The organism is Natronobacterium haloterrestre (assembly GCF_900112205.1).
Classification (GTDB): domain Archaea; phylum Halobacteriota; class Halobacteria; order Halobacteriales; family Natrialbaceae; genus Natronobacterium; species Natronobacterium haloterrestre.
Genome location: NZ_FOKW01000005.1, coordinates 123,067 through 134,797 on the forward strand (window position 1 = coordinate 123,067; position 11,731 = coordinate 134,797).

An 11,731-nucleotide genomic window follows, 5' to 3' on the forward strand; every position below is an offset into this window, starting at 1 on the left:
ACGTGATTCGCTCCGAGACTAAAGGAGAATCGGTCCGTGCGCTCTCGAGTGGCACGTGCGCTCGCCGCGACCGTCACCGCGGCAGCCGTCAGGCGGACCCTGTCGACGGTACCGAAAGCGAGAGTGCAAGCGCCACCCCGGCGACGGCCGCCAGCAGGAGAAACGCCTCGTCGAAGTAACCGGCGTCCGCCAGCGCCCCCACGACCGTCGGGCTCCCGGCCCCGATCAGCATGTAACCGGTCCGCAACGATCCCAGGCCGGTCCCCTGGACGTCCTCGGGCAGGGCGTTCGTGAGATACGTGAGCGTGATCGTCCCGTAGCCGAGGACGCCGCTGGCGAGCGCGGTGATCGCGGTCAGCGCGGCGAGGCCCTCGACGAGCGGAAGCAACGCCATCGCGGCCGTGATCGCGAGGAGGACGACCGGCAGCGAGCGGCGCAGCCCGCGGGCGTCGTACGCTGACCCGGCCAGCGGCTTCACGAGCGTCCCGAGCGCGAAGAAGCCGCCGAACAGCACCGTCGCGGTCGTCGGCGCGATCCCCTTCGCCTCGACGAGATACGTGGGGTAAAAGCCCGTAAACGCCTGCCAGACGCAGTATCCGAGCGTCTGAATTCCCGCGACGGTCAGGACCGCCCGCCCTCGCAGGGCACCGCCGATCCTGCGAAGGGTCTCGAGGAAGCCGGGCCCGCTCCCGTTCGAGGGCGACGCGGACCCGCCGCTCGCGCCGTCGCCCGGCACGGTGAGGTGGATACCGACGGTCGCGAGGAGAAACAGCGGGATCGCGGCGGCAAAGCCCAGTTCCCAGGCGAGCGCGACCGCGAGCGCGCCGGCAAGCGGGGGCAGGAGGGTGTTGCCGAGATCCCCCGCGGCCATCGTCAGTCCGATCGCGGTCCCGCCGTGGTCGGGGTAGTTCGTCGTGAGGATCGTGAACCGGGCGACGCCGTACAGCGCGGTCGCGAAGCCAAACAGGATCGTCGCCGCGAACAGTACCGGGACCGAGCCCGCGACGACGACGAACGTCAGCGCGACCGCCGAGACGCCGGTGCTCGCGACGAGGACGCGGCCGCCGCCGATCCGATCGTCGAGGACACCGCCGGGGAGCTGTCCGAGCGCGTACGCCACCCAGAGCGCGGTGATGAGCAGTCCCGAACGCGTCAGGTCGAGGCCGTAGGCGGCGCGCAGTTGGGGCAAGACGGCGGGGTAGATCATCCGGACCCCGAGCGAGAGGAACCAGCCGCCGGCGACGGCGACGAGGATCGGTCCCCGGCCCTCGCTCCAGAGTTCGGCCCCGAGGCGGCGAAGTCGCCTGGCCCGGTCGGCGACGTGCGTCGGTATCGGCGTCGACATCGATGCGTCGGTACTCGCGCTCCGACCGCATTGTATGCACCGGTGGCGGAAGTTCGCGTTCGCGTTCGCGTTTGCCGGTCCCGGTTCCCAACTCCCCGGGCCGGGGATCGCTCGAGAACGGCGGAAACGCACCGCGTCAGCCTACGTCGGATTCCGGTCGGGAGAGCGCAGACCACGGTACCTCGAATCGGCGGCCCCTCGCGAACGCTCGGGTGGACGAAGCGGCGGTTCGACTCGAGGGGAAAGCTGTGCGGAAAATCGAGTACGGGCTCGCGGTCGTTGCCCGGACCTTACCGGAGCGCGACGACCCGTGCGAGGATCTTCTGGTAGGCGATCCCGTAGACGCCGGCGTAGAGCATGACGCCGCCGATGGCGGCGAGCCACAGCGCGACCATCAGTTCGCCGGAGCCGTAGTGCTGCAGGCTGGTGTACTCCGCGAGTGCCCCACCCGCCGTAAGCAGCGCCGCGGCGGCGGTATAGAGGAGTACGGACAGCGATTCGACGAGGAGTTCTGACGACATTATGCGGTCAGAGACGCTCGGCGAAGGTAAATTTATCCCCTCGAGCGGGGAGCAACGTCACTCCGGCGGAATCGTCATTCGAATCGAACCGACCCACATAAACGCCTCCGAGCCCTGGCGTCGTCCGTGTCTCCGCGCGACTCCGATCCCGACTCGAGGGGGAGCGGCCGACCGGCCGACCCGGCCTTCCCCGACGACCAGGGACTCGAACTCGAGCCCGACTGCACACGGTGTCCGGCGCTCGTCGACGCCCGCGAGCGCATCTCGTGGGGGAACGGCCCCGAGGACGCGAGCATCGTCGTCGTCGGCGAAGCGCCCGGTTACGGGAACCCGGACGCCGACCGCTGGAAGGGCGGCAACTGGACGGGGAAGGCCTACACCTCGCGTCACTCCGGCCGGCGGATCCGGCGACTACTCGAGCGCGTCGGCTTCGGGGACGACGCCTACTACACGAACGCGGTGAAGTGTTTCCCGAGCGAGCCGCGCAGCGTCCCGAAATCGGCGAGCGGGGAAACCGCGAGCCACGACCCCGACGATCCGACGACGAACCGGGAGCCGACACCCGAGGAGCGCGCGAACTGTCGACCGCACCTGCTACGGGAACTCGAGATCCTCGACCCAGCGACCGTCCTCGCGACGGGGAAACACGCGACGAAGACGGTGCTCGCGGCGGAACGAGCGGCGGGCGAGGACGGCGAGGACGGCCCGCAACTCGAGGGGTTCGTCGATAGCGTCCTCGAGCCGATTCGCTGCGACGCGCTGGGCGTCCACCTCGTGCCCGTGCTCCACCCCTCGTACCAGGACGTCTGGATCGGCCGCCTCGGTTACGAACCGGCGGAGTACCGGGCCGCGATCCGGGACGCCCTCGAGGAGACGACGGAACGGGCAGAAGAGTCGTCGTAGCCGTCCCTACGCGACGGCCGAAACGAGGGTGTAGAGCAGCGCGAAGAACGTAAACCACAGCAGCGTCCGGACGAACAGCATGCTGTAGACGTCCGGCACCGGTACCATCGCGTGGAACCGGCGCTCGGCCTCGAGAAACGCACGAACGGCGGCTTTACTGCGATCGATCACGGTGCTAGTTGCTTTCGGACCGGTAATGAACGTGTCGAGGGCGGGGCGTTCGGCCGGCAGGCCGCCGTCGCGAGCGAGCCACGTAGCTGCCCCAGTCGCCGCGCAACCGACGGGGACGGGACCGATTCCCCGCGCGAGCGGATAAAGCGGGTAACCTTCTTACGCCGAGCCGACACACACTCGCGTATGAGTACGATCTTCAGCCAGATCGTCGAGGGTGAGATCCCCGCACGCGTCGTGTACGAGGACGAGAACACGCTTGCGTTCCTGGACGCGAACCCGCTCGCGCCCGGGCATACGCTGGTGATCCCGAAAGACGAGTACGAACGGCTGGACGACGTCCCCGAGGACGTCGCCGAGGACCTCTACGCGACGATCCACCGGATGGTCCCGGCCGTCGAGGAGGCGGTCGACGCCGACGCGACGACCGTCGCGTTCAACAACGGCGAGGCCGCCGGCCAGGAGGTGCCCCACGTCCACTGCCACATCGTCCCCCGGTTCGAGGGCGACGGCGGCGGCCCGATCCACGCGGTCGCGGGCGACCGTCCCGACCTCGAGGACGACGAACTCGACGATATCGCCGCGGATATCGAATCTCGAGCCTGAACGCAGCCGCTCGAGTCAGGCCAAGAGAAGACGCCGATCGGCGCCGAGCGAACTCGAGTCTGCGCCGTGACCGTTTTGTCCCCTCGCTGCGAGCACCGAGTATACGATGCCCCTCGCGAGCCTCGTCGCCCGCTTTCGCAGCCACCCTATCGCCACAACCCTCGAGCTCGGCAGCGTCGTCGTCTGTCTCGCGCTGTTCGTGACTACCTTCGCCCTGCTTCTGAGTGGCGCGCCGGCGACGGGAGCGGCCGGCGCGCGGACCGGCACGGCAGAGACCGCCTGGCTCGCGGTCGTCGGCGTGGGGGCGGTCTTCGTCCTGTTCTGGACGGCACTGGTGCCCCTGTACGAGCGGCTGGTTTACTGACCTTACAGCACCGTGCCGAGCAACAGATCCCCGTAGAACAGGCCGACGACGAGCCCGAGGAACACCGGCACCAGGAACGGCGTTCCCGGCGAGATCCAGACCGTCTCCGTCTCCGGATCGGCGACGACCGCGAGCCCCTCGCGGAGTTCCGCGGGCGTCGTTCCGTAGGCCGTCCCCTCGATGTCCTCGAGGAAGGCGTCGGCTCCCCAGGGATCGTCGTAGTCGTGGTCGTAATCGCCGTCCTCGCTATCGGCGTCCACGTCGGGAGTCGGCTCGCCCTCGAGGGCTGTCTCGCTACCGCCGTCGCTTCGCACCTCGGCGGTGACCGCACCGTCGGTCGGCGGGTTCGGCTCCTCGGGCAGGGTCGCCGGATCCCGGTAGTGCCCGGCGTTTTCCCGGAGTTCGGTGAGCGAAAGCCCCCGCCACCGGAGGTACATCCGCAGGGCGTCCAGGTCGAGACCGCCACGGGAGACCCCCTCGGGCGTCTCGAGCAGGCGGCCGTGTCGCTCCGGCAGTCGGTCGACGGCAACGGGCCAGCCGACGAACATCACGGGCGCGATCCGGCCCGCGGCCGCGTTCCGGACCGCGAGCGCGATCGGGATCAGTATCGCGACGAGGACGGCGTTCGTCAGGATCGTAAACGAAAACGACCCGATCGGCGTCGTCGCGACGGGAAAGGTAACGGATCCGACCGTATACGCCGGGAACGTCGGAAAGAGAAGCGCAAGCGCGAGCAGGGCTTTCGCGTCGGCCCCGCCGAAACCGCCGAACCACCAGAAGAGGTAGGCGATGGGGACGACCAGCCCCAGGCTGATCGCCGCCGGGACGAGGAACTCGTGGCTCCAGGCGTAGCCGCCGGCCGCTCGAGCGATGCGAGCCTCCCAGGCGAGCAGGGCGCCCCCGAGCAACGCGAGCGGGATCCAGACCCCGCTCGAGACGCGCCTGGTCTCGATGTCCCGGATCGCGACCCAGGCGAAGACGGGGAGCGCGACGAGTCGCAGGAGGTCCGGTCCCGTAGCCGAGACGAACGCGAGTGTCACGTCTCTCACTCTCGAACGCGGGGGTGTTATCCTTTCGGCCTCGCCCTCGCCCTCGCCATCGACTACGAGTTCGACTTCGCCCTCGCTCAGCGCGGAGTAGTCGAACTCGAAAAGCAGACGACGATCGGGAACGGAAAAACGGTAGAGCTACCGCTTCGAGACCGGGCGAGCGATAAAAAGCGGTGCGCGTCAGTTTAAATGACGCGGTTCTGCAGGTAGTCGAGGTGCTTCGCGTTGTAGACGATCTTGACCTCGTCGGTTTCGGCGGAGCCGATGCAGGTCAGGCGGACGTTCTTCTCCTCGACCTCCTCGTCGCTGAGGATCTGCTGCATGTCCATGTCGATCTCGCCCTCTTTGACGATGGCCGCACAGTTCGCACAGGCACCTGCGCGGCAGGAGAAGGGCCAGTCGTAGCCCTGAGCCTCGGCAGCCTCGAGGATGTACTCGCCCTCGTTGACCTCGAGCGTGCCGTAGTCCTCGTCGCCGAGGCCGGCGTCGGCCGCCTTCTCGAAGAGGTCGTCGTCGTCCATGTCCCAGCCCTGGTCGTCCAGCACTTCGTAGTTGAGGTATTCTACCGTGGGCATCATTTGGCGGTTCGAGGCCCGTACTGGTATAGCTTGCTGTTCAGTCTTCAATCGTTTTTAACACAAAATCGGCGTTTGAACGGCCTCAGCTGCCAACGGACACCAAATGACGGGTTGGGGTTCGATGACACGCGGCGAACGGTCACGTCGGCGCGCTCAGAAGCCAAAGATCGGCACGAACTGGAACGTGAGGTACGCGCCGACCGTCGAGATGATCGGGACCACGTTCTGCATCAGGATGACGCGGGCCGTCGTCGACGGATCGAACAGGTCCGAGGCCTTCGGGATGTCCTCGGGTTCCTCCTCGCCGATTTCGGGCGAGCGTTCCCCCTCCTCTTCGACGGTAAGCGCGCCGACCGAGACGCGGGTCTCCTCCTCCCCGCGGGCAGCCTCGGAGATGGTCGTCGTCCGGGTCGCTCGTCCCCAGCCGAGACCGACGATGCTCATCGTCGCGATGACGACGAAACTCGCCGGGATCCCGATCGACGAGAGGAAGATGACGATCCCCGAACTGATGACCGCGACGACGATCGCCGCCGTCAGCGGGAGGTTCGTGATGTCGTTGCCAAGCGTATCGAGCGTTCGTCGTGCGATCGTGAAACAGCCGACCGCGACGGCCGCCGACCCGATGAGGATCAACACCAGCATATCGGGATCGATCCCGTAGATCAGCTCCGGCCCGCTCGAGGCCTCCATTCCGAGCAGCGCCAGCATGTCAACGTCGGCGCCGTAGATCGGTGCGATCGCGTTGGCGATGTTGCTCGTGCCGGACGAAAAGGCCATCAGACAGCCGATCGCGACGACGACGAACGCGCCGGTGACCTCCCGGCGGTCGGCGTTCGGTCCGAACTGGAGTCGGGGGACGAGCCCGGAGCGATCGACGGAGATCATCCGTTCGCCGTCGCGGCTCCCCTCGATGGCGACCCACTCGTTGATCCGCGGGTAGAAGTACCGGCCGACGACGCCGGCGACCCAGAAGCCGAGGATCGGCGCGACGATCCACCAGACGACGATTTCACCGAGAACGTCCCAGGCGAGTTCGCCGGTCGCGAGCCCGAGCGCGGCGATGGCACCGACGGCGGTCATCGACGTCGAGGCCGGGACGCCGGCGTAGTTGCCGACGAACAGCGCACCTCCGATGAAAAAGAGGACCGCGACGTTCGAACGGAGAGTGAAGATCTCGGTGGAGTGGACGAGGTCCTCCCCGAGGGTCGTCACGACCTCCGGACCGATCGTCACCGCCCCCACGAAGAAGAAGATCGACATCAACCCGGCTGCCATCAACTTCGTGATGACGTTCGCACCGACGGCCGGTCCGAACGCGGGTCCCGTGGTCGCGCCGCCGATGTTGTAACCGACGAAGATCGCAACCAGAAGCCCTACGATAAGGAGTACTTCAGTCACAGGTGGAACTCACGCGAGCGGACCGTAAAAATGGCTCCGTTCGCTCACAGCAGGGGTCCCCGGTGAACCTCCGCGCTCGAGTCCGCGGCCGACTCCGGGCTGGGACCACAGTCACCCGGTCGATGTCCTCTCGAGGCCCGTGTGGTGGCGTACCAGGCCGAAGGTCTCCCGTCGCCGTACGTAACAAAGGATTTCAACTGAGCCCACCGTACGTTCCAGTATCATGTATGGCAGCTGGGAGTCTTGTTCCTGTGGGGAAAGCGTGCGACGAGACGGGCCGGCGACCGCGCCGACTCGAGCCGGGCGAACCGTGAGCCGACCGACCGCCTCTGGGGCGAGCGTGACGGGTGAGCGGCGACGATGCTGAACCCGGTTCGTGTCGACGCGGCGGTCGACCTCGCCTACGGTGCCTTGATCGCGCTCTCGATCGTGCTGATCGCCCTTCTCGAGACCGACATCGGACTCGCGTTCGGGATCGGCGTGTTCGTGTCCTACGTCGTCCACGTCACCTGGAAGATGGCGCGGTTCGACCCGGACTGGATGACCCGGGCGGTCGAAGAGACGGTCGGTGAGACCGTCGAAGAGACCGTCGAGGAGCAGGTCGAGGGCGTCCAGGCCCAGGTCGACGAAACGGTCGAACAGACGGTCGAGGAAACCGTCGGCGAGACCGTCGAGAAACAGGTCGAGGAGGTCCAGGCCCAGGTCGAGGAGACCGTCGAAGAGACCGTCGAGAAGCAGGTCGACGAGGTCCAGACCCAGGTCGAGGAAACCGTCGAGGAGACGGTCGGCGAGACCGTCGAGGAGCAGGTCGAGGGCGTCCAGGCCCAAGTCGAGGCCGTCGAGGAACGCGTCGATCGCCGGCCTCGAGAGGATGAGGTCGAAGAGATCGTCGAGGAGTCGGTCGAAGAAGAGGGAACGGAGGGAACGGAGGGAACGGAAGAAACGGAAGAAACGGACTCGTAGCGGCCGCGGATCAGCGGACGATCGTCACCGGCACCGGCGCGCGTTTCGATACCGTTTCGGCGACGTTTCCGACGAGGAACCGGCGCGTTGCCCGGTTCCAGTCCGCACCGTGGCTGCCGAGGACGATCGCATCGTAGTCGTCGGCGCGGTCGATGATGTTCCGGGCCGGGTGGCCGATCCCGACGACCGTCTCGATTTCGCGGTCCCGGTCCGCCGCAACTTCGCGGGCGCGTTCGATCACCGGTTCGGCACGGTCGTCGGCCGCCTTCTCGAGGTCGTCCTCGAGCGACAGGCCGACAGCGTCGCCCATCATCATCGACGGGACGCCGACGATGTGAAGCACGGTGATCTCGGCGTCGGGGTAGTTCTCGAGGGCGTACTCGAGGGCGTGTTCGGCGTGGTCGGAGTCGTCCATCGGGACGAGGACGCGGGAGATCATGGGTCTGGATCGTGAGGGAGTTCGTCGGCCAGTGACGTAAGTCCTCAGCCACCCAGTCGGGAGAGGCCTCAGGCGATGCCCGGCAGGACGGTGAAGAAGCCGTAGGCCAGGATCGTCGACATGGAGGGGCCGATGATCCACATCGAGACGTACTTGACGATCGCTCGAGGGTTGAAGAGGTCGTCCCCGCGGAGCACCTCGTCCGCCTCCGGCTGGCCGATCCTGGGGGCGGTCTCGCCGACCTTCTCCTCGGAGACGATGGCTCCCAGTTCGATCTCCGCGTTACCCACGTCGCGGGTGACCGCCTCGCGGACCGTCACGGGGCGGGTCGCTCGCCCCCAGCCGATGCCGACGATCGTCATCACCGTCGCCATCACGAGGCTGATCGGGATGCCGGCCCACGAGAGGATCGTCGTGATCGTCGAGGCGGTGACCATGACGAAAAGCGCCGCGAGCAGCGGGATATCGCTCAGTTCCCCGCCGACGGAGTCCATCGTCCGGCGGGCGATGGTGAACCCGCCGAGGCCGATCGCGAGCGTGGCGACGATGATCGCGGTGTCCGCCCCCAGCCCGTCGACGGTCCCGACCAGCGGCGCGGCGGCGTTGGGCACGTTGCTCGCGCCGGCGCTGAAGGCCATGTAACAGCCGATGACGAAGACCGCGATCGTGGTGCCGAACTCCTGGCGGGTCGTGTTCGGGCCGAGCGCGGGCGTCGGGACCGTGCCCCGGCGCTCGAGTCGAAGCAGCGGTCCCTCGGACTTCTCGATGTCGACCCGTCGGTTGACCCAGGGATAGATGTAGCGACCGATCAGCACGCCGATCCAGAGGCCGATGACCGGGGTGACGATCCACCAGGTGACGATCCCCGCGACCGTGGCGTAGTTGAGAGTGCCCGTGGCCAGTCCCAGCCCGGCGATCGCGCCGACCGTCGTCATCGACGTCGGGACGGGGACGCCGAAGACGTTGGCGACGAGCATCCCCAGGCCGATGAAAAAGAGGACGGCGACGCCGGCCGACAGCGTGAGATCGACCGTGACGATCCCCTCGCTGAGCGTCTCCATCACGTTCCGGCCGACGGTCCACCCGCCGAAGAAGACGAAGAAGGTCATCACCGCCGCAGCGGTCGTCTTCGTGACGATTCCGGCACCGACCGAGGGGCCCCACGTGATCCCCGTCGAGGAACCGCCGATGTTGAACCCGACGAAAATCGAAGCCGCGACCCCGACCAACAACACCGTTTCGACCATCGGCGGATGGTATACCGCCGTTCGTAAATAAACATGGGACTCAGGTACACTATCAGTCCGACGGGAAGGCGATGCCGGTCGCCCCGCCCACGTCGACGGGCGCTCGTCGACGGTGGGAAACTGATTCCGGGTTCGGGTTCGGGTTCGGGACCGGAAACGCCGCGAACGACGGGCGGACCCCACTGACCGACGGTCAGAGCCCGAAGATCGGCACGAACTGGAAGGTCGCGTACGCGCCGACCGTCGCGATGGCCGGGACGACGTTCTGCATGAGGACGACGCGGGCCGTCGTCGCCGGATCGAAGAGGTCCGACGCTTTCGGGATCCGCTCGGGTTCCGCCTCCTCGCCGATCGGCGGGAGTTCCTCGCCCTCCCGGTCGTCTGACAGTGAGCCGACAGAAACCGGCGCCGACTCCTCGCCGCGGACGGCGTCGCCGACCGTCATCGGTCGGGTCGCCCGACCCCAGCCGAGGCCGATGATACTCATCGTCGCGATGATGACGAAACTCGCCGGGATGCCGATCGCGGAGAGGAAGATGACCAGCGTGGCGCTGACCGTCGCGGTGATGATCGCCGCCGTCAGCGGGAGTTCGGTGAGTTCGTTGCCCATCGTCTCGAGGGTCCGGCGCGCGATCGTGAACGTCCCGATACCGACCGCGAAACAGCCGATGACGATCGCGGGGTTCATCTCGAGTTCGCCGCTGCCGACCAGCGGCGCGACCGCGTTCGCGATGTTCGAGGTGCCCGAACTGTAGGCCATCAGACAGCCGATCACGATCACCATCACGACGCCCCCGGCTTCGCGAACGTTCGTGGTGTCGCTCAGGGCCGGTACCGGAACGATCCCCGAACGATCGACCTCGAAGAGCGGGCCCTCGCTTCGCTCCAGCGCGATCCGTCGATTGAGTTCGGCGTAGAAGTACCGACCGATGATCAGCGAGACCCAGAAGCCGATGAACGGCGAGACGATCCACCAGATCGCGATCTCGCCCATGACCGCCCAGTTGAGTTCGCCGGTCGCGAGGCCCAGCCCCGCGATCGACCCGACGGCCGTCATCGACGTCGACGCGGGCACGCCGAAGAAGTTCCCGATGAACAGCGCGACCCCGATAAAAAAGAGAACGCCGACGCTCGCCTCGAGCGTGAAGACGCCGGGATCGCGAACGAGTTCCCGCCCGAGGGTGTCGACGACCCGCCGACCGATCGTCCACGCGCCGACGAAGAAGAACACCGTCATCAGGCCGCCGGCCAGGGTCTTCGAGATCGCGTCGGCACCGACGGCGGGCCCGAACGCGGGGCCGGTCGTCGCGCCGCCGATGTTGTAGCCGACGAAGACGGCGACGAGGATCCCGGTGAGAAGCAGCGTCGTAGTCATCCGTGGAGGGGTGAAGTACACCGGTGTTCGTGCTGTCCGACGGCGGGCGGCTTTACGGCTCCCGGCCGGCGAGTTCGTTTCGTCGACTCCACTCCGGGGTGGTCCCCGGCGTCGTCTCGCGTCGGCCGGGACGCTCGAGTCGCGGTCGTTCGGCCCCCAGCGGGACGCCGATCCAGGGTCGGGTATCGTCGCCCGCCCGATCGCGCGTCGATCGGCGACCGTCGAACGCTGCCGGGTTCACCCGTCGGACGTCTCTTCCCTCTCATCTGTCACCGTTCCCTCGAGTAGTTCCTCGATCTCGTCCTCGCGCGGCCGCCGATCGATCCGTTGATCGACGGTCTCGATCCGTTCTTGAACCGCGTCGACCTGTTCGCCGACCGTCTCTTCGACCGCCTCCTCGACCGTCCGGGTCATCCAGTCCGGGTCGAACCGGGCCATCTTCCAGGCGACGTGTAACGCGTACGAAACCAGCACGCCCAGTCCGAACGCGAGTCCGACCAGCGTTCCGACAGAGACGATCAGGAGGATCGAGACGAAAATCAGGACGCCGTAACCGAGGTCGATGATCGCATCGACGCGACGCGGGTTCATCGTTCGGTCACCCCTCCGAGACGATCGCGATCGTGGGACCGCGTTGGGTTCGGTCGATCCCCTTACTCATGACGCAGTGGCAGTTCATCGGACCGCGTAAAATCAGTTTGGGACGCTGTCGTCACTGTCTTCCGGCGACGAACTCCGTCGTTCGGGACGGGTTCGTCGCGACTCCTCG

The 11,731-nt window shown here is 67.1% G+C and carries 14 protein-coding genes; 4 read left to right on the forward strand and 10 right to left on the reverse strand.

Annotation, left to right across the window (positions count from 1 at the left end):
- Positions 1–88 precede the first annotated feature (88 nt).
- Positions 89–1,345, reverse strand: a complete 1,257-nt coding sequence (locus BM113_RS11300) for an MFS transporter (RefSeq protein ID WP_089788067.1) — start codon at positions 1,343–1,345, stop codon at positions 89–91.
- A 290-nt stretch (positions 1,346–1,635) separates the two neighbouring features.
- Entirely contained in the window at positions 1,636–1,866 is a 231-nt protein-coding gene (locus tag BM113_RS11305) for a DUF8151 family protein (protein WP_089788069.1), read from the reverse strand.
- Between the two features lie 126 nt (positions 1,867–1,992).
- On the opposite strand from BM113_RS11305, the gene BM113_RS11310 reads away from it, so the two are divergent.
- Positions 1,993–2,769, forward strand: a complete 777-nt coding sequence (locus tag BM113_RS11310) for a uracil-DNA glycosylase (RefSeq protein ID WP_089788071.1) — start codon at positions 1,993–1,995, stop codon at positions 2,767–2,769.
- Positions 2,770–2,775: 6 nt separating this feature from the next.
- Here BM113_RS11310 and BM113_RS22310 read toward each other — a convergent pair whose 3' ends face one another.
- Positions 2,776–2,940, reverse strand: a complete 165-nt coding sequence (locus BM113_RS22310; RefSeq protein WP_177209152.1) for a hypothetical protein — start codon at positions 2,938–2,940, stop codon at positions 2,776–2,778.
- Between the two features lie 186 nt (positions 2,941–3,126).
- On the opposite strand from BM113_RS22310, the gene BM113_RS11315 reads away from it, so the two are divergent.
- Together BM113_RS11315 and BM113_RS11320 are read left to right on the forward strand one after the other, a co-directional pair.
- Positions 3,127–3,546, forward strand: a complete 420-nt coding sequence (locus BM113_RS11315; RefSeq protein ID WP_089788072.1) for an HIT family protein — start codon at positions 3,127–3,129, stop codon at positions 3,544–3,546.
- Positions 3,547–3,652: 106 nt separating this feature from the next.
- Entirely contained in the window at positions 3,653–3,910 is a 258-nt protein-coding gene (locus tag BM113_RS11320; RefSeq protein ID WP_089788074.1) for a hypothetical protein, read from the forward strand.
- A gap of 2 nt (positions 3,911–3,912) precedes the next feature.
- Here BM113_RS11320 and BM113_RS11325 read toward each other — a convergent pair whose 3' ends face one another.
- From BM113_RS11325 to BM113_RS11335, 3 genes are all read right to left on the reverse strand, one after another.
- Positions 3,913–4,950 (reverse strand): prepilin peptidase, encoded by a 1,038-nt coding sequence (locus BM113_RS11325; RefSeq protein WP_089788076.1) that lies wholly within the window; start codon positions 4,948–4,950, stop codon positions 3,913–3,915.
- 194 nt (positions 4,951–5,144) lie between these two features.
- Positions 5,145–5,534: a ferredoxin Fer gene (gene fer / locus BM113_RS11330; RefSeq protein ID WP_089788350.1), complete on the reverse strand. Its 390-nt coding sequence runs from the start codon at positions 5,532–5,534 to the stop codon at positions 5,145–5,147.
- Between the two features lie 156 nt (positions 5,535–5,690).
- Entirely contained in the window at positions 5,691–6,938 is a 1,248-nt protein-coding gene (locus BM113_RS11335; protein ID WP_089788078.1) for an inorganic phosphate transporter, read from the reverse strand.
- Positions 6,939–7,298: 360 nt separating this feature from the next.
- Here BM113_RS11335 and BM113_RS11340 point away from each other — a divergent pair, with 360 nt between their 5' ends.
- A complete protein-coding gene (locus tag BM113_RS11340) occupies positions 7,299–7,901 on the forward strand; it encodes a hypothetical protein (RefSeq protein WP_089788080.1) in 603 nt (200 codons plus the stop codon).
- 10 nt (positions 7,902–7,911) lie between these two features.
- Here BM113_RS11340 and BM113_RS11345 read toward each other — a convergent pair whose 3' ends face one another.
- The 4 genes from BM113_RS11345 to BM113_RS11365 all read right to left on the reverse strand — a co-directional run bounded on the left by BM113_RS11345 (position 7,912) and on the right by BM113_RS11365 (position 11,553).
- Entirely contained in the window at positions 7,912–8,340 is a 429-nt protein-coding gene (locus tag BM113_RS11345; protein ID WP_089788082.1) for a universal stress protein, read from the reverse strand.
- A gap of 68 nt (positions 8,341–8,408) precedes the next feature.
- A complete protein-coding gene (locus BM113_RS11350) occupies positions 8,409–9,587 on the reverse strand; it encodes an inorganic phosphate transporter (RefSeq protein ID WP_089788084.1) in 1,179 nt (392 codons plus the stop codon).
- 193 nt (positions 9,588–9,780) lie between these two features.
- Positions 9,781–10,962 carry an inorganic phosphate transporter gene (locus BM113_RS11355; protein WP_089788086.1) on the reverse strand — a complete coding sequence of 394 codons (1,182 nt, stop codon included), beginning with the start codon at positions 10,960–10,962 and terminating at the stop codon, positions 9,781–9,783.
- Positions 10,963–11,199: 237 nt separating this feature from the next.
- Positions 11,200–11,553 carry a hypothetical protein gene (locus BM113_RS11365; RefSeq protein ID WP_089788089.1) on the reverse strand — a complete coding sequence of 118 codons (354 nt, stop codon included), beginning with the start codon at positions 11,551–11,553 and terminating at the stop codon, positions 11,200–11,202.
- Between the last annotated feature and the right edge of the window lie 178 nt (positions 11,554–11,731).

Bases quoted from the DNA above. Each gene is read 5' to 3' on its own strand.
- BM113_RS11300 (WP_089788067.1), bottom strand. From the start codon at position 1,345: ATGTCGACGCCGATACCGACGCACGTCGCCGACCGGGCCAGGCGACTT.
- BM113_RS11305 (WP_089788069.1), bottom strand. From the start codon at position 1,866: ATGTCGTCAGAACTCCTCGTCGAATCGCTGTCCGTACTCCTCTATACC.
- BM113_RS11315 (WP_089788072.1), top strand. From the start codon at position 3,127: ATGAGTACGATCTTCAGCCAGATCGTCGAGGGTGAGATCCCCGCACGC.
- BM113_RS11320 (WP_089788074.1), top strand. From the start codon at position 3,653: ATGCCCCTCGCGAGCCTCGTCGCCCGCTTTCGCAGCCACCCTATCGCC.
- fer (WP_089788350.1), bottom strand. From the start codon at position 5,534: ATGCCCACGGTAGAATACCTCAACTACGAAGTGCTGGACGACCAGGGC.
- BM113_RS11340 (WP_089788080.1), top strand. From the start codon at position 7,299: ATGCTGAACCCGGTTCGTGTCGACGCGGCGGTCGACCTCGCCTACGGT.
- BM113_RS11345 (WP_089788082.1), bottom strand. From the start codon at position 8,340: ATGATCTCCCGCGTCCTCGTCCCGATGGACGACTCCGACCACGCCGAA.
- BM113_RS11350 (WP_089788084.1), bottom strand. From the start codon at position 9,587: ATGGTCGAAACGGTGTTGTTGGTCGGGGTCGCGGCTTCGATTTTCGTC.
- BM113_RS11355 (WP_089788086.1), bottom strand. From the start codon at position 10,962: ATGACTACGACGCTGCTTCTCACCGGGATCCTCGTCGCCGTCTTCGTC.
- BM113_RS11365 (WP_089788089.1), bottom strand. From the start codon at position 11,553: ATGAACCCGCGTCGCGTCGATGCGATCATCGACCTCGGTTACGGCGTC.